Source organism: Skermania piniformis, assembly GCF_019285775.1.
Classification (GTDB): Bacteria; Actinomycetota; Actinomycetes; order Mycobacteriales; family Mycobacteriaceae; genus Skermania; species Skermania pinensis.
The window spans coordinates 500,791-522,171 of the sequence record NZ_CP079105.1 but is presented as its reverse complement, the minus strand read 5'-3'; the positions used below and the strand labels follow the sequence as shown (position 1 = coordinate 522,171).

General features: G+C 68.2%; 17 protein-coding genes. 9 read left to right on the top strand and 8 right to left on the bottom strand.

Annotated features, from left to right (window positions below; genetic code table 11):
- Nucleotides 1–185 precede the first annotated feature (185 nt).
- On the bottom strand, nt 186–1,811 hold the full coding sequence (gene groL, locus KV203_RS02355) for a chaperonin GroEL (protein ID WP_066466860.1): 1,626 nt from the start codon (nt 1,809–1,811) through the stop codon (nt 186–188).
- Between the two features lie 788 nt (nt 1,812–2,599).
- Here groL and KV203_RS02350 point away from each other — a divergent pair.
- Both KV203_RS02350 and KV203_RS02345 read left to right on the top strand, forming a co-directional pair.
- Complete coding sequence (locus KV203_RS02350; protein WP_169797441.1) at nt 2,600–3,406, top strand: sulfotransferase domain-containing protein; 807 nt, start codon at nt 2,600–2,602, stop codon at nt 3,404–3,406.
- Nucleotides 3,403–4,371, top strand: coding sequence for a sulfotransferase family protein (locus tag KV203_RS02345; protein ID WP_066466862.1), 969 nt, complete (start codon nt 3,403–3,405; stop codon nt 4,369–4,371). Before KV203_RS02350 ends, KV203_RS02345 begins: the two co-directional genes overlap by 4 nt.
- On the opposite strand, the gene KV203_RS02340 is transcribed toward KV203_RS02345, so the two are convergent.
- Genes KV203_RS02340 through KV203_RS02325 form a run of 4 tightly spaced genes read right to left on the bottom strand, consistent with a single transcriptional unit; the run spans nt 4,302 to nt 8,827 of the window.
- Nucleotides 4,302–5,252 (bottom strand): DMT family transporter, encoded by a 951-nt coding sequence (locus KV203_RS02340; protein ID WP_169797443.1) that lies wholly within the window; start codon nt 5,250–5,252, stop codon nt 4,302–4,304. The genes KV203_RS02345 and KV203_RS02340 overlap by 70 nt on opposite strands.
- A 9-nt stretch (nt 5,253–5,261) precedes the next feature.
- Nucleotides 5,262–5,624 (bottom strand): UBP-type zinc finger domain-containing protein, encoded by a 363-nt coding sequence (locus tag KV203_RS02335; RefSeq protein WP_066466863.1) that lies wholly within the window; start codon nt 5,622–5,624, stop codon nt 5,262–5,264.
- Complete coding sequence (locus KV203_RS02330) at nt 5,611–7,095, bottom strand: ATP-binding protein (protein WP_066467160.1); 1,485 nt, start codon at nt 7,093–7,095, stop codon at nt 5,611–5,613. Before KV203_RS02330 ends, KV203_RS02335 begins: the two co-directional genes overlap by 14 nt.
- A gap of 46 nt (nt 7,096–7,141) precedes the next feature.
- Complete coding sequence (locus tag KV203_RS02325; protein WP_066466864.1) at nt 7,142–8,827, bottom strand: NAD(P)/FAD-dependent oxidoreductase; 1,686 nt, start codon at nt 8,825–8,827, stop codon at nt 7,142–7,144.
- A gap of 420 nt (nt 8,828–9,247) precedes the next feature.
- Between KV203_RS02325 and KV203_RS02320 the strand changes: the two genes are divergently transcribed.
- Nucleotides 9,248–9,880 carry a DsbA family oxidoreductase gene (locus tag KV203_RS02320; protein ID WP_066466865.1) on the top strand — a complete coding sequence of 211 codons (633 nt, stop codon included), beginning with the start codon at nt 9,248–9,250 and terminating at the stop codon, nt 9,878–9,880.
- Nucleotides 9,881–9,905: 25 nt separating this feature from the next.
- On the opposite strand, the gene KV203_RS02315 is transcribed toward KV203_RS02320, so the two are convergent.
- On the bottom strand, nt 9,906–10,928 hold the full coding sequence (locus KV203_RS02315; protein ID WP_066466866.1) for a beta-ketoacyl-ACP synthase III: 1,023 nt from the start codon (nt 10,926–10,928) through the stop codon (nt 9,906–9,908).
- 192 nt (nt 10,929–11,120) lie between these two features.
- Here KV203_RS02315 and KV203_RS02310 point away from each other — a divergent pair, with 192 nt between their 5' ends.
- The 4 genes from KV203_RS02310 to KV203_RS02295 all read left to right on the top strand — a co-directional run bounded on the left by KV203_RS02310 (nt 11,121) and on the right by KV203_RS02295 (nt 16,491).
- On the top strand, nt 11,121–11,834 hold the full coding sequence (locus KV203_RS02310) for a phosphatidylserine decarboxylase (RefSeq protein WP_066466867.1): 714 nt from the start codon (nt 11,121–11,123) through the stop codon (nt 11,832–11,834).
- 22 nt (nt 11,835–11,856) lie between these two features.
- On the top strand, nt 11,857–12,702 hold the full coding sequence (locus tag KV203_RS02305; RefSeq protein WP_066466868.1) for a CDP-alcohol phosphatidyltransferase family protein: 846 nt from the start codon (nt 11,857–11,859) through the stop codon (nt 12,700–12,702).
- Between the two features lie 36 nt (nt 12,703–12,738).
- Nucleotides 12,739–14,898, top strand: a complete 2,160-nt coding sequence (locus KV203_RS02300; RefSeq protein ID WP_066466869.1) for an AAA family ATPase — start codon at nt 12,739–12,741, stop codon at nt 14,896–14,898.
- A gap of 168 nt (nt 14,899–15,066) precedes the next feature.
- Nucleotides 15,067–16,491: an HNH endonuclease signature motif containing protein gene (locus KV203_RS02295; RefSeq protein WP_066466870.1), complete on the top strand. Its 1,425-nt coding sequence runs from the start codon at nt 15,067–15,069 to the stop codon at nt 16,489–16,491.
- A 46-nt stretch (nt 16,492–16,537) separates the two neighbouring features.
- Here the strand turns inward: KV203_RS02295 and KV203_RS02290 are convergent, their stop codons facing one another.
- Both KV203_RS02290 and KV203_RS02285 read right to left on the bottom strand, forming a co-directional pair.
- Nucleotides 16,538–17,308, bottom strand: coding sequence for a DivIVA domain-containing protein (locus KV203_RS02290; RefSeq protein WP_083529749.1), 771 nt, complete (start codon nt 17,306–17,308; stop codon nt 16,538–16,540).
- Between the two features lie 3 nt (nt 17,309–17,311).
- Nucleotides 17,312–18,484 carry a globin domain-containing protein gene (locus KV203_RS02285; RefSeq protein ID WP_217995925.1) on the bottom strand — a complete coding sequence of 391 codons (1,173 nt, stop codon included), beginning with the start codon at nt 18,482–18,484 and terminating at the stop codon, nt 17,312–17,314.
- Nucleotides 18,485–18,690: 206 nt separating this feature from the next.
- Between KV203_RS02285 and KV203_RS02280 the strand changes: the two genes are divergently transcribed.
- Nucleotides 18,691–20,001: a hypothetical protein gene (locus tag KV203_RS02280; RefSeq protein ID WP_157079641.1), complete on the top strand. Its 1,311-nt coding sequence runs from the start codon at nt 18,691–18,693 to the stop codon at nt 19,999–20,001.
- A 13-nt stretch (nt 20,002–20,014) separates the two neighbouring features.
- Nucleotides 20,015–21,379, top strand: a complete 1,365-nt coding sequence (locus KV203_RS02275) for a hypothetical protein (protein ID WP_157079642.1) — start codon at nt 20,015–20,017, stop codon at nt 21,377–21,379.
- Nucleotides 21,380–21,381: the final 2 nt, after the last annotated feature.

The following is a 21,381-nucleotide window of genomic DNA, read 5'->3' as shown; positions in this document are numbered from 1 at the left end:
ATAAGTGTTCCCCGCAGGAACACAGGTCGGTTTCGGACCGGGGCGCCGCGGGGCAAGTTGCGGTACCGAACTTGCCCTGCGGCCCTTCCGTAAGTGGGACTTCTCTTCTCGGTGGCATCCTTAGAAACGGCAAACGGGCCAGCCCACCCGTCGGGTGAACCGGCCCGTTCAGCGGGCTGTCGAACTCAGAAGTCCATGCCGCCCATGCCGCCGGTCGGATCGCCGGCCGGTGCGGCCGCCTTCTCCGGCTTGTCGGCGACGACCGCCTCGGTGGTCAGGAACAGGGCCGCGATCGAGGCCGCGTTCTGCAGCGCCGAACGGGTCACCTTGACCGGATCCGCAACGCCCGCCTTCAGCAGGTCCTCGTACTCGCCGGTAGCCGCGTTCAGGCCCTCGGACAGACCGAGACCGGAGACCTTCTCCGCGACCACACCGGGCTCGAGACCGGCATTGAACGCGATCTGCTTCAGCGGCGCAGACAGCGCCACCTTCACGATGTTCGCGCCGGTCGCCTCGTCACCGGACAACTTCAGATCCTCGAGCACCGGGCCAGCATGCAGCAACGCGACGCCACCGCCGGCGACGATGCCCTCCTCGACGGCCGCCTTGGCGTTACGCACGGCGTCCTCGATGCGGTGCTTGCGCTCCTTCAGCTCGACCTCGGTGGCGGCACCGGCCTTGATCACCGCAACGCCGCCGGCCAGCTTGGCCAGCCGCTCCTGCAGCTTCTCCCGGTCGTAGTCGCTGTCCGACGCCTCGATCTCGGCCCGGATCTGCGCGACCCGACCCTTGATCGCCTCGGGATCGCCGGCACCCTCGACGATGGTGGTCTCGTCCTTGGTCACGACGACCTTGCGGGCCTTGCCCAGCAGGTCGAGCGTCGCGTTCTCCAGGTTGAGTCCGACCTCTTCGCTGATCACCTCGCCACCGGTGAGGATGGCGATGTCGGCCAGCTGGGCCTTCCGGCGGTCACCGAAGCCGGGCGCCTTGACCGCGACCGACTTGAAGGTGCCCCGGATCTTGTTCACGACCAGGGTGGACAGCGCCTCGCCCTCGACGTCCTCAGCGACGATCAGCAGCGGCTTGCCGGCCTGGATGACCTTCTCCAGCAGCGGCAGCAGATCCTTGACCGTGGAGATCTTGGAGCTGACCAGCAGGATGTACGGGTCCTCCAGGACCGCTTCCTGCCGCTCCGGGTCGGTCACGAAGTAGCCGGAGATGTACCCCTTGTCGAACCGCATGCCCTCGGTGAGTTCGAGCTGCAAGCCGAAGGTGTTCGACTCCTCGACGGTGATGACACCTTCGTTGCCGACCTTGTCCATCGCTTCGGCGATCAGCTCGCCGATCGCCTCGTCACCCGCGGAGATGCTCGCGGTGGCCGCGATCTGCTCCTTGGTCTCGACCTCTTTCGCGGTCTCCAGCAGACGGGTGGTGACCGCCTCGACGGCCTTCTCGATGCCCCGCTTCAGGCCGAGCGGGTTGGCGCCGGCGGCGACGTTGCGCAGCCCCTCCCGCACCAGCGCCTGAGCCAGCACGGTCGCGGTGGTGGTGCCGTCACCCGCGACGTCGTCGGTCTTCTTGGCAACTTCCTTGACCAGCTCGGCGCCGATCTTCTCGTACGGGTCCTCCAGCTCGATCTCCTTGGCGATGGATACACCATCGTTGGTGATCGTGGGGGCGCCCCACTTCTTCTCCAGTACGACGTTGCGACCCTTCGGGCCCAGCGTCACCTTCACCGCGTCGGCGAGGCTGTTCAGGCCCCGCTCGAGGCCGCGGCGAGCCTCTTCGTCGAACGCAATCGTCTTGGCCATTGCGAAGTGATCCTCCGTTGGATGAGGTTGACACAACAGAACGGCCACAAGGTGGGCCGCTCCATCTACGCTGCGTGGCCAGGCTCGGTGCCCGCGACGGACGACCGGGTGTCTCGCTCCGGCCTCACCGTCCCGACCTGGCACTCGCCGATTACGAGTGCCAACTGCATTTTTAGCACTCGGCGCCAGTGAGTGCAAGGTAGGCGCGGGGGCGATCCCGGGGCGCCCACCCGACCTCCCCAGGGTCCACGGACCCGGAACAGGCACCACCAGGCGCGCACTCGCCTTCGGCGAATCCGGACCGAATCCGAGCAGTAACTGTTTTTGCGGCACACATCGGACCGCCGGCCATATTTATGGATCCGAGATAGCCCGGGCGGACGTCGATAATGCTTCCGAACAATCGACAAGTCGGCACGACCGGATCGCAGGACAGCGATTTGGCCGGGCGTCGCCGATGCACTAACTTGATCTTCAAGATCGAAATATAGCTTCACTCCGCAATCTCCGATTCCGAGGTTCGAAGTCATGCTGGACAGTTCAGGTCGACAATCCCCAACCCGCACCCGGTCTTTTCTTTCGCCACCGCCTGCCGACCCGTTCGGGCCGCGGGGCGGGGGCCGGAAGTCGGATAGCTCGTCCGATCGGCGGGCGCAGCGATACCTGGCCGGTTACGACGTATTCGAACAATGGATGCTGAACCGGCATGCCGGAATTCGCGGCCTCGGCCGGGTGAGCGAAATTCCCTGCTGGCGCGCTACGCCACCCTGCCGTATTACCACAATAAGGTGCCACTGCCCCGGCTACTGCCCCGGCTGCTCAAGCACGATCGGGTATTACCCGACTTCGCCTGTATCGGCCCGCCGCAGAGTGGGGCTGCGAGTTTGATACCGGCACTGCTGCAACACCGGAGCATTCTCGCCCCGCTGACACAGGAACCGGGCTCGCCCCTTCCGTCCACCTGGCGGCCGTACTATCCGACGCAGCAGGCATTCGATGCTGTGATCGCCCGAACCGGATACGCCCGAACCGGCTATTTCGAGCCCCGCCTGCACGACCTGATCATGCTGGACGCCTACCACACTGCGCGGCCGGACGCCAAGATCGTGCTGGTTCTCCGCGATCCGGTCGAGCGCGCTTACGCCCACTTCCAGTGGGACCTGCTGATCAGCCAGAATCATCCTGCCTACGCGATACATCTCACCGACTACGCGCGGTATATCGACGACGCCTTCGCGATGTACCCGACGGCGGCCGCTACCCCACAGGTCGGACACTCGGTACTGACCAGCGGCATCTACGCCGATGCGGTCCGGCGCTGGCAAGACACCTTCGGCGCCGAGAACGTCCTGCTGCTCCCCGCGGAAACGATCTTTCGGGATCGCGGCGCGGCCGCCCGGAAGGTGTTCGCCTTCCTCGACCTCCCCGCGCACGCCCCGGAGGTACCCGAAAAGCTGAACCGCCGGAGCCGGAGCCTGCGCTTTCCGCCTCGAGATCGGGATACCGACAATCGCCTGGCCGAGTTCTACGCCCCCTGGAACGACGAGCTCTACGAACTCATCGGTACCGAATACCGCTGGACCGGAAAGGCGTGACATTGAAAGACGGACGGCAGTACACGATCGCCTACGACTTGTTCATCCAGCAGCGACTCAACCGCTACCACGGGATCAGCGGGCTGGCTCGGGCCAAGGAATTCCCCCTCTGGCTCCGCAATCAAACCCTGCCGCATTACTTCGTGCAGGCTCCCCGGATCCGCCGCGCCCTACGCACATTGAACGGCCCGCGAGTTCTCCCGGATTTTGCCTGCATCGGACCGGCGAAAGGCGGGACGTCCGAGCTCGCCTCCTACCTCATGCAACACCCCAGCGTAGCGACCCCATTGACCAAGGAAACATTGTCTCCGATCCCCGAGGACTGGCGAATCTACGGACCGACCGTACGTGAATTCACCAAGCTCGCCGCTCGAACGGGTCACGCCCGCCACGGCTACTACGATCCGAGACTTCACGACACGATCCTGATGCACGAATTTCACCGAATCAGGCCCGACGGCAAAGTCATCCTGATGCTTCGTAATCCTGTCGACCGCGCCTACTCCCAGTTCAAATGGGACATCTTCATCGCCGGCTCACTGATGGCCGCACACACCACCAGTTACGCCGACTACATCGAGCTCGCATTCGACCGGTACCCGCATGCTTTCCCCAATCACGGATACCCGATCCTCCCGACCGGCATCTATGTCAACGCGGTACGCCGCTGGCTCGATCGATTCGGTCCGGACAACGTGATGGTCTTTGCCGCCGAAGAGTTCTTCGCCGACATCCCCGGCACCCTCTGCCGCGTCCACGACTTCCTCGATCTCCCTGCTGTGCCACCAACCATCCGTCCCGCCGTCAACCAAAATCCACTCCCGGGGCTACCGCCCCGTGACCCGGAAACCGATCGACGTCTCGCCGAGTTTTTCGCCCCCTGGAACGAGCAACTCTACGAACTGCTCGATCGCGACTTGGGCTGGAATACCCCCGCCACCCGCGTCCGCGAGTTCGCCGCCTGAGGATTGCCTGTCTGAGCCGTAGCCGGCCGTGGGGTCGGGGTGGCGGCGTCCCGCGCCAGCTGGATTGCCGCCACCACCATCACGACCGCGGCTATGACCAGCACGGCGACGAGAGCTGCATCGACGTGCAGGTACTCACCGAGAACCAGGAAGCCGAGCAACGACGCGACGAGTGGCTCCGCGACGGTGGCGGCGGGCAGCGAAAGCTGCAGAGCACCGGCCTGGTAGGCGTTCTGTTGCAATGCCGTAGCGCTGAGTCCGATCACGGCGAGTGCGTAGGTCTCGGCGGAGCCGAGCACGGCGACGACGCCGTGCCCGGCCGTCGCCACCACTCCTTTGGTCAAGATCGCGGCGAAGCCGAACAGCGCGCCGGAGATCACACCCAGCAGCAGCGCGCGACGCGGTCCGGGACGCCGGGCGAGCAGCAGGCCGATGGTGACCAGCGGAATCGCAACCGCAGCCACGATCAGCCAATGCTGTAGCTCGGCGTGCTGACGCCCGGGCCGCGGATCGCCGACCACCACCAGGACCGCCACCGCCGCGGTGAGCAGCCCCGCCCAGATCCACTGGGCGCGGCCGACCGCGTGGCCGGCAAACCGAGCGCTGAGCGGCAGCGCAAACAGCAACGACAACACCAGCAGCGGCTGCACCAACAGCACCGAGCCGCGGCCCAGCGCGGCCGCCTGGAAGACGTAGCCCAGGACACCGACCACGGTGCCGAGCCACCAACTGGGCCGCCGGACCAGCGAATCGATCGCGCCCAGCCGGCCGAGCTGATCGTCCCCGATCGTGGCGGCTACACGTTGCCGGACCACGGCGCCGACCGCTATGCAGCACGCGGCACACAGGGCGAAAACAACGGCGAGCAGGGTGTCCGACATCCGGTCAGGTTATCCGGGTCGGTGGAGCAAAGCCCGCCAGTTCTGCGGCACGCGGCCGGCCGGGCCGGGCACCGACTGATCCACCGGACGATGCTGCGGCGGTGCGAGGTGCGGCCCGCTCTCGTGCATCTGCTGGGTGGTGTAGTCGTAGAACCAGGACTCACCCGGTTCGTAGCTACGGATGAGCGGGTGTCCCGTGGCGGTGGCATGCGCGGTGGCGTGCTGCGACGGTGAGGTGTCACAGCAGCCGACGTGCCCGCACCGGGCGCATCGGCGCAGGTGGACCCACCAACCGCGGGACTGTTCGCACTCGACGCAACCCGATCCGCTCGGTGCCACACTCGGATCGATTCCCGACTCACTGCTCGACATCGTTCGGTTCCTTTTCTGCGACGGCGACTTCCGAACCGTCCTCGACGCGATCGCGGTTCAGCGGAAGCCGGACGATGAACCGAGTATCCCCCGGCTCGGACTCGACCCGAATGTCGCCGCCGTGCTTGCTCGCCACGATTCGGAACGAGATGTCCAAACCCAGGCCGGTGCCCTCGCCGACCGGTTTGGTCGTGAAGAACGGCTCGAACACCCGGTCTCGGATATCGGGCGGAACCCCCGGACCGGTGTCGCCGATCTCCACCACGACGCAGTCGTTGTCGCGGTAGGTCCGCACGGTAAGGGTGCCGGATCCGGCCATCGCCTGCGCGGCGTTGTCGATCAGGTTGGTCCACACCTGGTTCAGCTCGGCGGCATAACACGGCACCGACGGCAATCCCCGGTCGTACTCCTTACGGACCTCGATCCCGGTGCCCAGCTTGCCACCGAGCATGATCAGCGTGCTGTCCAGCAGTTCGTGCACGTCGACCACCTGGAACGGCGCCCGGTCCATCTGTGAATACTGCTTGGCCTCACCGAGCAGTTTCGAGATCCGGTTGGTGGCATCGGTGACCTCGTTCATCAGCAGCTCGGTCTCGACCGTGTAGTACAGCCACCGCAGTCCACCCTCGAATATCTCGTGCGGCTGATCGTCGAGGTTGGCCGCGACCCGCTCCAACCAGTCGACGTCCAGACCGGCCTGAACGTAGGTCGGCGCCAGGTCCCAACCACCCGTGACATCGTGATCGTCGAGCCATTCGCCGAGCAGCTCCTCCCGGTCCGACTCCTCCATCGGGGTCAGCTTCGGCGCCTTTCCGACCTGTGCCGCCGCCTCCTCCTGCAGCCGGATCATGGTTTCCAGCGTCGCGTGATCGAACGTGCCCTTGGACATCAAGCCGAGTTTGTGCCGCATCCCGGCTACTCGGCTGCGCAAGGTGTCCACCGCCCGGACGGCCGCGGCTGCCGGGTTGTTCAGCTCGTGGGTCAACCCGGCCGACAGCGCACCCAGCGCAAGAAGCCGTTCTCGCTGGTCGATGATCTGCCGGGACCGCTGGCCACCGATCACCGCGCCTTCCAGCAGGTGCACGGCCATCGGAAACCACTCGCGGATCAGCTCCCCCAGCACCCCCGCCCCGAGCACGAAGAACCGGGACTCGGTGATCGCATACATCGACGACTTGTACTTCTGCTCGCGCTGATCGAGATAGGCCGCCCAGGCGCCGGAGTAGGCGCCTTTGTGGGCGGTCCGCGTGGTCTCGATCTCGGTGCCACCGGACCGTCGGCGCAACGCGATCTCGCCGTCGACCAAGACGTAGAACGATGTCGCCGGGTCCCCTTCGGCGAACACCAGGCCGGGCTCGACACTCACGTAGCACCCGTCCCGACACAACCGTTCCAATTGCTCGTCGGACAGGCTCTCGAACAGGAACAGCGAACGGAGTTCGGCCGGGTCGCAGACCAACTCGTCGGGCATGATGATCACCTCGTCGAAACGTCGGGTCGGTTCCGGGCGGTCGCGACTACGGCCGCGCCAGGTATCGATGGACCAGCATGACGGCCATCGCGCCCTCCCCGACCGCGGACGCAACCCGCTTGGCCGAGTCGGCCCGCACGTCGCCGGCCACGAACACCCCCGGCACGCTGGTCTCCAGGTGGTGTGGCAGACGCGACAACTGCCAGCCGGCCGGCGGGGTGCCGTCGACCAGCAGATCCGGGCCGGCCAGGACGAAGCCGTGCTCGTCGCGAAACACGACGCCGTCGAGCCAGTCGGTACTCGGTGCTGCTCCGATGAACAAGAACAACCACTGCGTGTCGATTGTTTCCTCGTCGCCGCCGACCCGGTCGCGCACCACGATCTGCCGGAGGTGATCGTCGCCGATCGCCCCGACCACCTCGACACAGGTCCGTACGGTGATGTTGGGAATCTGCCGGATCTGCTCGATCAGGTAGTGCGACATGGACTCGTCCAGCGACTTCGCCCGGACCAGAATGGTCACCGACCGGGCTTGCCGGGCGAGATACACCGCGGCCTGGCCGGCCGAGTTGGCGCCGCCGACGACGTAGACATCGTCGTCCACACAGTGCGCCGCCTCGCTCAGCGCGGCGCCGTAATGCACTCCCCGACCGGTGAAATCGTCGATGCCCGGAGCGGGATGCCGACGATAGTTCACCCCGGTCGCGAGGATCACCGCGTGGCCGTCGATCTGCCCGCCGTCGGCGAATCGGACGGTCCGCGCCGAGCCGTTCACCGCCAGCTCGACCGCCTCGCGGGTGGTGATCAACTCGGCGCCGAACTTCGTCGCCTGGCGGCGTGCTCGGTCGGCCAGCTGCGACCCGGAGACGCCGTCCGGGAAACCCAGGTAATTCTCGATGCGGGAACTCTGCCCGGCCTGGCCGCCGGTCGCCGTGCGCTCCACCAGCACCGTGCGCAAGCCCTCGGAGGCGCCGTACACCGCGGCCCCCAGCCCGGCCGGACCGCCGCCGATCACGATCAGGTCGTAGAAGTTCTCTGCCGGGGTGGTGTGCAGCCCTACTTCGCCGGCCAATTCCGCGTCGCTCGGCTCGATCAACGTCGTACCGCCGGCGGTGATCACCACCGGGCAGTGGTCCGGGTCCGCGTCGGCTGCCGCCAAGAGCCGAGCGCCCTCCGGTTCGTCGGCCAGATACCACCGATACGGCAGCTGGTTGCGGGCCAGGAAATCGCGCACCCGCGCAGACGCCGCCGACCAGCGATGGCCGACCACCTTGGTCTCCTCGACCGGCCGCCGATCGGCCAGCTGCCACGCTTCCAGCAGGGTGTCGAGCACCGGGTACAGCTTTTCTTCCGGCGGGTCCCACGGCTTGAGCAGGTAGTGGTCGAGGTCGACCACGTTGATCGCGTCGATCGCCGCGTTGGTGTCGGCGTAGGCGGTCAGCAGGACCCGGCGGGCGTGCGGGAACAGATCCATCGCCTGCTCCAGGTAGGCGATGCCGTCCATTCCGGGCATCCGGTAGTCGGCGATGAGCACCGCCACCTGCTGGCCGCGCAACGCCATCTCGCGCAGCGCGTCGAGTGCCTGCTCGGCGGCCTCGGCCCGGACCACCCGGTAGTGCTGACCGTAGCGGCGGCGGATGTCCCGGACGACCGCCCGCGACACCGCCGGATCGTCGTCCACCGAGACGATGACGGGCTTGGCGGCCGGTTCGTCGGATTGCGGGGAAGTCACCCAACGAGCCTAGGCCGCCGGCCCGACATCAGCTCCGGCGGAACCGAACCTGATCTATCGCCCGAACCTGATCTATCTCCGACGGTGTCAGCAAACGCTCCAGTTGCTCGCTCGGCCAGGACTTCGGATTGCCGGCCAGGCATGCCGAACTGAGCAGCGGGACCGGCGCGGAACGGTGACGACTCAACAGCGCATTCAGTTTCATTGAGGGTTCTCTCCCCTGACGGGCTTTTCAGAGGTCTTTCTGGTGGCGGGAACGGATCTGGTGGGTCAATCGCTACTTCTATCGGCAACGGCCGCGAAAGCATTACCGATTGCGTCCCACCGTCACCGAAACCTCCCGACGCAGAGCAGTAGCAACCTTTCGGCAACGACTTTCGGCGGCGCCGGTCGGCGTTCTGGGCCAGGTTAGAATTCGACGTGCATATCGAGATCTGGTCTGACGTGGCATGTCCGTTCAGTTACCTCGGCGACGAGTATCTCCGTCGAGCGCTCGCCGACTTCGAGCACCGTTCGGACGTCCTGGTCGGAGTCCGCAGTTTCGAGCTGGAGCCGCAGGCGTCCCGGGATCCGCAGCCGATGATCCCGATACTGGCAGCGAAGTACCGGACCTCCGAAGCGCAGATGGCCGAAGCGCAGGTCGAGATCGCCACGAAGGCCGCCGAGGTGGGCCTCCCGTTCGACGCCGGCCAGGTACTGGTGAGCAACACCCTCGACGCGCACCGCCTGATCCATCTCGGTTCCGATCACGGCATGGCCGACCAGGTCCGGCGGCGGCTGATGGAAGCGCAGTTCGGTGGCGGTGTCTCGATGAGCGACCACGACACGATCGCCACGCTCGCCATCGAGACCGGACTACCGGAGCATCGGGTATACGAGGTGCTGCGGTCCGACGAATATCTCGACGCCGTCCGCGAGGACGAACGGCTGGCCGGCGAGTTGGGGGTGACCGGCATTCCCTACTTCCTGTTCGACGAGAAGTACGCGGTGGCCGGCGCCCAACCCATCGAATTTTTCCAGCAGGTGCTCGGCCAGGTATGGGCCGAGCGCTGACCCTCGGCGAACCGATCGCGGTAGGTCAGGCCGCCAGCTCGGGCAGCGTCACCACCTGCGCGGCATAGGTCAGGCCGGCGCCGAACGCGATCAGTAATGCCGTGTCGCCCGGACGCGCCTTACCCGTCCGCAACAGCTCCTCCATCGCCAACGGGACGGACGCCGCGGACGTGTTGCCGGAGGTCTCGATGTCGTTCGCGACCGCGCAGTCCGGCCGCAGGCCCAGTACCTTCGCCATGATCTCGATGATCCGACCGTTGGCCTGGTGCGGAATCATCGCGTCGAGTTGATCCGGCGCCACCCCGGCACGATCCAGCGCTTCCCGGCACACCTTCTCCAACGAGTGTGCCGCCCATCGGAACACCGCCGATCCGGACATCTGCAGGTACGGCCGCACCTTCCCGGGATCGGGATCGTCGATGTAGCTCAACGTGTCCTTGGTCTGGGTGATGGCATCTTTCTGGCTACCATCCGAACCCCACACCGTCGGGCCGATCCGGACCTCGTCGGACGGACCGACCACCACCGCGCCGGCACCGTCGGCGAACAGGAACGCCGTCGACCGGTCGGTGGCGTCGAGGGTGTCGGTCAGCTTCTCCACCCCGATCACCAACACGTAGCGAGCGGTACCACCGCGCACCAGGTCGGACGCGAGTGCCACCGCGTGACAGAAGCCGGAACAGCCGGCCGAGATGTCGAACGCGGCCGGGCTCGCCATACCCAGTCCGACCGCGATCTGCGGTGCACAGCCGGGGGTCTGATACCAGTGCGTGGAGGTCGCCACGATCACCGTACCGACCTGCCCCGGCTCGATCCCGGCCGACGCGAGCGCATCCCGGCCGGCCGCGATCCCCATCGTGATCACGTTCTCGTCGGCAGCGGCAAACCGGCGGGTGCGGATACCGGAACGCGTGCGAATCCACTCGTCGCTGGAATCGATCGGACCGGCGACCTCGTCGTTGGTGACCACCCGGGCCGGGCGGTACACCCCGAGACCGAGGAGTGCGGTGGCGGCTGCGCCGGTTGTGGTCTCGAGCGGGGTGGGCACCGTCGTTCCTCCGTCTTTCGCGGGACGCAACCTACGGTACCGTAAACATGAGGCATCCTCATATGTGCGCCCAAGATCACCCGTTACGTCCCGTGCCGCACCGGTCAGTAAGGTGGCATCGATCCGCCGTTCATCCCGTCCGATGAGCATCGGCGGATGTCACCGCAGACCGACAGACGATATGGGGAGCCTGTGGCACGCCGACCGAAACCGCCGGGTGACCAGGCCGAAGGCGGCCTGACACATGTCGCCGGACTGATCCGGGCCGCCGTGCCCCCGCTCCATCCCGCCGGCCTGCCGTTCGTCGCCGCGCCGCTCGCCGTCGCGGTGCTCGGCCGTCGGCATCCCTGGTTGCGCCGTACCGCGCTCGGCGCCGCCGGTGCCAGCGCAACCTTCTTCCGGCACCCCGACCGGGTGCCGCCCACCCGCTCCGGCGTGGTCGTCGCGCCCGCCGACGGCGAAGTGGCGTTGGTCGATACCGCGGCACCGCCCACCGAGCTGGGTTTCGGTCCGGACCCGCTGCCCCGGGTCAGCATCTTTCTGTCCGTACTCGACGTGCACGTGCAACGGATTCCGGTCGCCGGCACCGTCTACACGGTGGCGTACCAGCGCGGCAGCTTCCTGTCCGCCGACCTGCCCGAAGCCAGCGACCGCAACGAACGCAACAGCGTCGTCATCGATACCGCCGCCGGCGCGCGGGTGATCGTGGTCCAGATCGCCGGCCTGCTCGCCCGTCGCATCGTCTGCGACGCCGCCGCGGGCGACCTGCTCCGGCTCGGCGAAACGTACGGGCTGATCCGGTTCGGTTCTCGAGTGGACACCTATTTTCCGATGGGTAGCCGGCTGCTGGTGGAGCCCGGCCAGCGGACGATCGGTGCGGAGACCGTACTCGGCGAACTGCCGTGACCGACCGGGGCGGGGCGCGGCGATGACACCGGCACCGTTGCGCACCCCGGTGCGACTGCTGCCGAGCATCCTGACCATCCTGTCGCTGTGCTCGGGCATGTCTGCGGTGAAGTTCGCGCTCGACGGTGCCCCGACGATCGCGATCGCCCTGATCGGCGCCGCAGCGGTCTTCGACACGCTGGACGGTCGGCTCGCCCGCCTGTTGGACGCCACCTCCAAGATGGGCGCCGAACTGGACTCGCTGTCCGATTCGATCGCCTTCGGAGTCGCTCCGGCTCTGGTGCTGTACTGGACACTCCTGCATCAACAGCCGTTCGGCTGGATCATCGCGCTGGTGTTCACCGTGAGCATCGTGCTGCGGCTGGCCCGGTTCAACGCGCTGATGGACGACGACAACCGGCCGAGCTGGGCCCGGGAGTACTTCGTCGGAGTGCCCGCACCGGCCGGCGCGTTGATCGCGCTGCTGCCGATCGTGCTGGCGGAACAGTTCGGTGCCGGCTGGTGGTCGTCCCCGATCGCCACCAGCGCCTGGACCCTGTTCACCGCGGCGCTGGTCGTCAGCCGTATCCCGACCTTCGCGATGAAGTCGGTGTCGGTGCCGCCGCAGGCCGCCGCCGGGCTGCTACTGGCGGTGGCACTGGCCGCCGCCGCGCTGACGGTGTACCCGTTGATGCTGCTGGTCGTGCTCACCGTGCTGTATCTGGCACACATTCCGTTCGCGATCCACTCGCAACGTTGGGTCGCCGCCCGGCCGGAAGCCTGGGAACACAAGCCCGCCGAACGCCGGGCACAGCGCCGAGCCATCCGCCGCGCGTCGCCGCGCCGCCGGTCCACCGCGCAACTGCGGTTGCGGCGGCCGCGCAGCTGACCAGCCGGGCCCGATCCAGCGGGTAGACATGCAGGCATGGCCGAACTCGCCCTGACCGCCCGCCTGAACACCTCCGCCGCCGACACCCGACGCGGCGTGGTACGACTGCACCCGGAGGCGCTGACCGCGCTGGGCCTGCGGGAATGGGACGGCATCGCACTACTCGGCGGCCGCCGCACCGCGGCCGTCGTCGGGTTCGCCGCGCCCGGCACACCCGCCGGCACCGCGCTGTTGGACGACGTCACCATGTCCAACGCCGGGATCGGCGAGAACGCCACGGTCGTGGTCCGCCCGGCCACGGTGTACGGCGCACGGCAGGTGACCGTGCGCGGATCAGCGCTGGCCACCCGGTCGATCCCGGCCACCACGCTGCGGCAGGCGTTGCTCGGCAAGGTGGTTTCGGTCGGCGATGCGGTGTCCCTGCTTCCCCGTGATCTGGGCCCGGGCACCAGCTCCGCCGCGACCACCCAGGCACTGTCGCGTACCTTCGGCGTCGCCTGGACCTCCGAGTTGCTGACCGTCACCGGCACCGATCCCGGCGGCGAGCCGGTCAGCGTGCAACCGAATACCGCGGTGATCTGGGCCGATGGCACGGACCCGGTTTCGCCGCCGCCCCCCGCCCGCGACGAGCCGCCGGTCGCCGACGTGCCGGTGACCGATCTGGTCGGGGCGCAGGAGCAGGCCGCGAAGCTGAGCGAATGGCTCACCCTCGCCCTCGACGAGCCCGAGCTGCTGCGCACGCTGGGCGCCGCGCCGCACCTGGGAGTGCTGATCACCGGGCCCGCCGGCGTCGGCAAGGCCACGTTGGCCCGGGCGGTCACCACCGGTCGGCACGTCGTCGAGCTGGACGGCCCGACCGTCGGCGCCGCGGAGATCGGCGCCCGACAGCACCGGGTCGCCGATGCGGTCGCCGGGCTGACCGGGCGCTCCGGTGTGCTGCTGATCACCGATATCGACGCGCTGCTGCCGGCCGTCGCCGAGCCGGTCGGCACGTTGATCCTGGAGCAGCTACGGGCGGCGGTCCGCACTCCCGGGGTCGCGCTGATCGCGACCACCGCGCACCCGGAGCAACTGGACGATCGGCTACGGGCGCCGGACCTGTGCGATCGCGAGCTGGCGCTCGGACTGCCGGACGCGGCCACTCGGCGCGCCTTGCTCGAACTGCTGCTCCGCAAGGTACCGACCGAGGCGTTGCAGCTGGACGAGATCGCTGCCCGAGCACCGGGTTACGTGGTCGCCGACCTGGCCGCGCTGTGTCGGGAGGCGGCCCTGCGAGCCGCGTCACGGGCCAGTCAGGAACACACCGAGCCGGCGCTCCGGCAAGCCGACCTGCTCGGTGCGCTGGCCGTGATCCGGCCGCTGTCTCGTTCCGGCAGCGAGGAACTCGCGATCGGCAGCGTGAGTCTGGACGACGTCGGCGACATGGTCGAGACCAAACAGGCACTCACCGAGGCGGTGCTGTGGCCGCTGCGGCATCCGGACTCGTTCGCCCGGCTCGGGATCGACCCGCCGCGCGGCGTATTGCTCTACGGCCCACCCGGTTGCGGCAAGACCTTCCTGGTTCGCGCATTGGCCAGCACCGGCCAGCTCAGCGTGCACGCGGTGAAAGGTGCCGAGCTGATGGACAAGTGGGTCGGGTCGTCGGAGAAGGCAGTGCGCGAGCTTTTCCAGCGCGCCCGTAACTCCGCGCCGTCGTTGGTGTTCCTGGACGAGGTGGACGCACTCGCCCCACGACGGGGACAGACCGGCGATTCCGGGGTGTCCGACCGGGTGGTCGCCGCCCTGCTCACCGAGCTGGACGGGGTCGAGCCGCTGCGCGACGTGGTCGTGCTCGGCGCCACCAACCGTCCGGACCTGATCGACCCGGCGCTGCTCCGGCCCGGCCGGCTGGAGCGACTGGTCTTCGTCGCGCCGCCGGACGCCGCGGCCCGCGCGGACATCCTGCGCACCGCGGCCCGGTCGGTGCCGTTGGACGCCGATGTCGACTTGGCCGGGCTGGCCGCCGAATTGGCCGGCTACTCGGCGGCCGACTGCGCCGCGTTGCTGCGCGAGGCCGCGCTGACGGCAATGCGACGCAGCCTGGACGCCGCCGATGTCACCGCCGCCGACGTCGCGGCGGCCCGGGCAGTGGTCCGCCCCTCGCTGGACCCGGTTCAGGTCGAGGCATTGCGCCGGTATGCCGATCAGCGGAGCTGAGCGTCGAGACTCAGCTGCACAAGCCCCGATTCTTCCATTTCCGGATTTGTCGGGTCGAGTTTCTTTACGGCGCAGCCGGTTAGCGCTATTATTAGAACATGTGTTCGAGTAGCGACTGCGGCGGAGCCCCTGGCGGCGCTGGATGCTGCACTCGACGAGCTTGCCGGGATGGCACCGGAAAGTGGCACAGCGGCGTTGCACACCCTGCGCGAGCTGGAGCGGGTACACCGGCGCATCACCGGCGTCGGATACGGTCTGATTCGGCAGGTCGCCGAGGCCCCGCCGGAAGAGTTCGGTGGGCAGAGCGCCCGAGACGTCATCGCCGACACCCTACGAATCACCGGCCCCGACGCCGGCGCCCGGCTCGCCGAGGCCGCCGACCTCACTCCCGGTCTGACGCTCACCGGCGAGCCGTTGGAGGCCCTGCTGCCGACGGTTGCTCGCCGTGTGGAGACCGGCGCGATCGGCCGCGAACACGTACGTGTTATCCGGCAGTTCCTGTGCGATCTGCCGAGCGCCGTCGATCTACCGACCCGGATGCATGCCGAGCAGGAGCTGGCGGACACCGCCATGACATTGCGACCCGACCAGCTACGCAAACTCGCGCGGCACCTGGACGCAATGATCAACCCGGACGGCCGCCTGGAAGATGAGAGCGACCGCCAGCGTAGGCGCGGAATCACTTTGGGTGAGCAGCAACGTGACACGCTCAGTCGGATCAGTGGGTGGATCTCGGCTGAGTTTCGCGGTTACCTGGAGGCGATCCTCGCCAAGCTGGCCCGCCCCGGCGCGTGCGTTCCCGACGATGCGAGCGGCACCGCCGGCGGCGGGCCTACCCCCGAGGCCGAACCGGACGGGGACGAAGGCGGCCGGGACACCCGGACCGTGGCCCAACGCAACCACGACGCGCTGCTCACCGCACTTCGCGATCTACTTGCCTCCGACGATCTCGGCCAGCATCGCGGCCTTCCGGTGACGGTCGTCGTGACCACGACGCTGCAGGATCTGGAGCGCGCCGCCCGACATGCGGCAGCCGCCGAGACGGGCCCCGCCAGCGGGACTACACCAGCCGGCAACCCGACACATGCCGCCGATCACTCGGCGACACCGCCACCGGAGCCGCCACCCCCGGCCGGCCGCAAGGCGCGCACCGCGGGAGGCACGCTCATTCCGATGCCCGACCTGATCCGGATGGCCGCGCACTCCTGGCACTACCTTGCGGTTTTCGACAGCCACACCGACCGACCGCTGTACTTGGGCAGAACCAAACGGCTGGCATCACCTGATCAGCGGCTCGTCGCAGCCGCTCAGTACGGTGGGTGTACCTTTCCCGGGTGCGCCCGGCCGGCGGCAGAGTGCGAGTATCACCACTGCAACGAATGGGCCGACTGGGGGCCGACCGACATCACCAACCTGGCTCCGGCCTGCCGTAAGCACCATGTGCTCGTCGACCACGGTTGGACGGTACGACGTACCCCGACCGGCCGGATCGAGTGGATTCCGCCCGCCTGGCTCGACCCGGACCGTAAGCCCCGGACGAACACCTACCACCGCCCGGGTGACCGTTATCGCGCCGACTCGCCGGCCGCATGACCGGCACCATGAACTGCAGTACCGCATGAACTGCAGCTGCAGGGAGCTAGGCCGACTCCGACCGCCGTTGCACGACACCGTCGATCGCCTCCAGCGCGGTCTGATCGGAGATCCCGGAGCGCAGCGCCGGTACCTCGCCGGACGGCAGCCTCGGCAGATCGGCGAGCTTGTCGATCTCGGCCGAGAGAGCATCGACCACCGAACGCAGCTGCAACCGCGCGATGCGGGTGTAGGTGCGCACGTATTCGATCTCCGGCACCGGTCGGCCGTCGACCGGAACCGGGACCGGCGCTGCAGCCAGCTCGTCGGTCGCGTGCTGGGCCGACTTACGGGCCCGGCGCAAGATGTCGCGGTACTGATCCCGCGCATCGAGTACAAGCTCGCGGGCGTGGCGCTCCGCAGCCTCGACAGTCGCGTCCGCAGACAGCTGTGCCTTGGACATCAGGTGTACCGCGCGGTCGCTGATCCCGCGCAGATCCTTCTCCGATTCCGCGATCAGGCGGGCGTTCTCCTGCTTCGCCTCGGCGAGTTCGCGCCGCAGTTGGGATACCTCGTCGTCGGTGCCGCGTTCCAGCTCCAGCTCCAGCCGCAGCCGCCGCACCTGCTCGGCCAGCTCGGCGTTCTCGTCGACCAGATCGGAGCGAGAGTCCTCCCAGAGCTGCGTTCGGGACATCCGAACGTAGCGTCCCTGCAAGGTCAGGTACTCCGAACGCAACCGGTCGACGAAGGTATCCACCTCACGTTCGTCGTATCCCCGGCGCCCCAGCGGCGATTTCCGGAAACCGACGTTGGCCAATTCCTCTGGTGTCATCGGCATGCCTTACACCCCGTCCCCAGCTGCTTCGTGGTCATCCCATCCGATTGCGCCGAAGTCCTCGACACGAATCGCTTCCTCCGGGTATCCGGTCGCGCGCAGCGCCTCGATCGTCCCGGACACCATCGCTGTCGACCCGCATACCAACGCTGTCTGCGGCCGATCCGACCACGGCCGTTCTCGGGCCGCCACCTCGCCGACCATGCCGGTCTGCCCCGGATAATTGGGGTCACCGGAGACCACGGGTGTGTAGTGGAACCAGGGCTGCTTGGCCAACGCGTTGAGGTAATTGCTGTCGTAAAGGTGCCAGGTCTCGCGCGCCCCGACATACATGTGCACCTGCGGCCCTGATCCGGTGGTGCGCCACCGGTTGGTGAACTGCTCGGTCAACGCCCGCAACGGCGCCAGGCCGGTGCCGCCGGCCACCATCACGATGTCGCCGGTGTGCTCCACCGGCAAGGTCAACGAAACACCGACCGGCGCGCCGATCTTCACCTTTTCGCCAACCGGCATCGCGCGAGCAAACAGCCCGCTCACCTGACCGCCGGCCACCGCCTGCACGTGCAACTCGATCGCACCGTCGGGCCGCGGCGCGTTGGCGGGAGAAAAATAGCGCCAGAGTTTGGGACGCTTCTCCACCTCGAGCGCGAAGGACTGGCCGGGCTGGTAGCTGTATTGCTGCGTCGGCCGGATCGTATGTACCGCCACTTCGATCGTGCGCCGTTGCGAGGCCAGCACCTCGGCGTCCCACCATGCCGGCGCCGTGTGTTCGTCGTCCTCGGCGGCGTCGACCATCGAGTTGGCGATCAACTGATAGGCACCGGCCCAGGATGCCGCCAGTTCCTCGGTCCACTCCGCGCCGAGGAAATGCCGCAGAGTCGCGATGAACGAACCTTCGACCGCGCCGTAATGCTCCGGAATCGTCTGGTAGCGGCGGTGATCGCGGCCCAACTGACGGACGAAGTCCGTTTGTGTCCCGTGCTTGCGGACGTCGGAGACGATCGTGCCCAGAGCCCGGAAGAACCGGTCCCGCTGCGCGGACATCGATATCGGAAACATGTCGCGCACCTCGGGATGCGCGAGAAAAAGGTGGGAGTAGAAGTACTGCGTCGCCTCGTCGCCCACCGCAACGACCTTCGGCCAACTGCGCTCGATCGCATCGAGATCGATGTCGGTCATCCGCCGACTCTCGATCCCAGTAGACATGGGGCACCGCAGAGCGGCATGACGTCCCTCTCTTCTCGGCCCCGACCCGGGGGTAGTTTAGCAGCCGTCAACCAACCTATGGTCGGCTTTTTGCCACTCAACCCGACCCTGTATCGCTACCGGCTTTCGATTGCCGATTCCGGCCGGGAAGCTCCGAATCCTACAGCTAGGGTCTTCACATGCCGGTCTCCTCACGACCATTATCCGCGGCCCTGGGCGCGCTGTCCGGCGGAACGTTGGCCGGAATGGCTACCGCAGACTCACATATTCATCGGACAATCGGGCACTTCTGGCTCGCGGAACCGCTGATCCGTGCCGGATTGGGTCTTCCGTTCGCGATCACTGCCACGGTGTTGCTGGCCCGCGCCGGATCACGACGTACCGCATGGTTTGTCGTCGCCGCCAGTGCCGCGGTGCTCGCACCCGTGACCTGGGTCGCCGGACACGATCCGACCGAAGGGGTGGGGGCGGCGGCTCTCATCGCGGGCAGCGTCGCAGCGGGCGTGCTGCTCGGGTCGGCGGTGGCTGCGGCGTGGGGGGAGCCGCCGACCCAGTCCGCACTCGCGATCGGCGCGGTGGCCGGTGCGCTGATCGCACAGCCGTGGCTGCTTTCCGGCGGCACCGTGCTCGCTCCGACGTGGCTCACGATCGTCACGATTCTCGCTGCGATCGCCGGTGCCGCGACCGCGGACTCCGCGTTCCGGATTCCTCGGCCGAATCCGGCGACCGTGCAACTGGTGCTGCCCGCGGCAGCGGCGCTCACGATTCTGATCTGGCTGTACGGTGCCTGGAGCAGCACGGCGGGGGCTCGGTCGAGCCGCGTGATGCCGGCGGTTGCCCTGTTCGGCCTGGTACTGGTCGTGCTCGGCACCGAGTGGGCGCGGCGGTTGGCCGCCCCGTCCGACGGCGGTTTTCTGCCCGCCACGCTTGCGGTGGCCGCCGGCGCAAGCCCGGTGCTGGCTGCAGCGGCCGGCCCGCCGCAGCGGATCTCCGCCGAGTGGTTGATCGCGGTCGGCATCGTCGCGGTGGTGATCGGGGTCCGCGCCGCGAGCGTCCGACCGCTGCTCTCGGTCGGACTCGGCTTACTCGCGCTGGTGCCGTTGGCCGGCTTGTTGCTGCCTGAAACCGGCCAGGACGGGCCCCTCCTCGCGATCCGGATCGCGGTCGTGGGGGTCGGCGCCGGATTGACGATCGCCTCGACCTTCCCCAGCCAAGCGCCGGTCGCTGCGCTCGGCTTCGCCGGCGCCGGCGCGCTGGCAACACTGTTCACTCTGCTGTTCGGTAGCAGGTTCGGGACGACCGACAGACCTCCCTCGTACACCCAACTCACCGCGAGCCCACCCTCGGGGATCGTCGAATGGCACCTTCTGCTCGAGCCGCATCGTTACCGGATTGCCGCACTGGCCATGGTGCTGATCATCGGCTACGCCGGGGTTGCCATCATCCGACGACCACGTCATGTGCCGAATGCGCTGCGACCGACCGAGTAGCGTCCGGCTCGCGGTGGCCGGTCCCGCGAGTACCCCGATCGATCTCCCCGTCACCACGGCGGCACTGAGCGCCGGCTGGGTCGCCGGTATTTCGCTGGCCGACGTCGACCTGCGCTGGGCGGCACTGCCGGGCTACTGGTTCACCGACACGCTCAGCCGCGGCACGCTGGCCCTGCTGGTCGCGATCGGGTCGGCCGTACTGTCCCGCCGCGCCGCGCCGCGGACCAGCTGGGCCGTCGCCGGGGTCGCGGCGGGGATGCTGTGCCTGATCGAGCTGGCACTTTCACTCGCCCCGGACCGACACCCCGACCTGTTGCGATCGATCGGCAGCATCGCCGCCGGACTGATCCTGGGCTGCGCCACGGCCGCCGGTTGGTCGCATCGATCGGCACGGCCGCTGCTGGTGTGGGGAGTGCTGGGCGGTTGGGCGACGGCGATGCCGTGGATGTACGCAGTCGACGGCACGGTGTCCCGGATGCTTCCGGCGGCCCTGGCGGCGGTCGGCGACGGCGCGGCGGCCTGGCGGAGCCGCACCGGACCGGACCGTCCCGGCAGGGCAGACAGTCCCGACAGTCCCGGCAGCGGTCGATACGCGCTCGGCGGCGCGCTCGGCCTCGGCGGGGTCAGCTGGCTGGTCGGCGGCTGGCTCGGCAACGGCGCGACGCCGGGATCGTTCGTCACGATCAGCCTCGTCGGGTTGGCCGGCGTCGTCCTCGGCACCGAGTGGTGCGCGCGGCACGCGCCCGCCACCGACCGACGTTTCGTACCGCTCACCGTCGCGGCCACCGCAGGTCTGATGCCGGTGGTGATCTCGCTGACGGTGCCTCGGTCGGTCGGAACCGCGCTCGGTCTGGTCGCGATCGGCCTGCTCACGCCGGCCGCCGGTCTTGCGCTCGCCCGCCGGCACATCCACACAGCCGCACCGACCGGGCTGGCACTGCTCGCGCTCGTCCCGCTGCTCGGCGTCCTGGATCCGGCTTTCGGCACCGCCGGGCCGCTGCTGGCGGCCCGGCTCGCGGTCGCCGGGATCGGCGCCGGACTGGTGCTCGGCGCAGCATTGCCGGTGCAGATCCCGGTGGCCGCTCTCGGCCTGGGCGTGATCGCGCCGCTGTCCGTGCTGTTCGCCGGGTTCTTCGCCACCCACGCGCTGGTGGTCTATCGCCCGGCCGCCGAGATCGGGCCGACAACACCGGCAGACTCCCTGGTACCACCGGCCTCCCTGGCACTACAGGGCTATGTTGCACTGCCCTGGCCGGTCGGCATCCGGTTCGGCTCGCTGTGCCTGCTGGTACTGATCGTCTACTGCGGCTGGTCGGCGTTACGACGGCGCACCCAGTACGATCGCAGACCCAGCACCCCGCCGACCGTGACGGAGTGATC

Bases quoted from the DNA above. Each gene is read 5' to 3' on its own strand.
- KV203_RS02295 (WP_066466870.1), top strand. From the start codon at position 15,067: ATGGCACCGGAAAGTGGCACAGCGGCGTTGCACACCCTGCGCGAGCTG.
- KV203_RS02300 (WP_066466869.1), top strand. From the start codon at position 12,739: ATGGCCGAACTCGCCCTGACCGCCCGCCTGAACACCTCCGCCGCCGAC.
- KV203_RS02340 (WP_169797443.1), bottom strand. From the start codon at position 5,252: ATGTCGGACACCCTGCTCGCCGTTGTTTTCGCCCTGTGTGCCGCGTGC.
- KV203_RS02305 (WP_066466868.1), top strand. From the start codon at position 11,857: ATGACACCGGCACCGTTGCGCACCCCGGTGCGACTGCTGCCGAGCATC.
- KV203_RS02335 (WP_066466863.1), bottom strand. From the start codon at position 5,624: ATGTCGAGCAGTGAGTCGGGAATCGATCCGAGTGTGGCACCGAGCGGA.
- KV203_RS02280 (WP_157079641.1), top strand. From the start codon at position 18,691: ATGCCGGTCTCCTCACGACCATTATCCGCGGCCCTGGGCGCGCTGTCC.
- groL (WP_066466860.1), bottom strand. From the start codon at position 1,811: ATGGCCAAGACGATTGCGTTCGACGAAGAGGCTCGCCGCGGCCTCGAG.
- KV203_RS02290 (WP_083529749.1), bottom strand. From the start codon at position 17,308: ATGCCGATGACACCAGAGGAATTGGCCAACGTCGGTTTCCGGAAATCG.
- KV203_RS02285 (WP_217995925.1), bottom strand. From the start codon at position 18,484: ATGACCGACATCGATCTCGATGCGATCGAGCGCAGTTGGCCGAAGGTC.
- KV203_RS02330 (WP_066467160.1), bottom strand. From the start codon at position 7,095: ATGCCCGACGAGTTGGTCTGCGACCCGGCCGAACTCCGTTCGCTGTTC.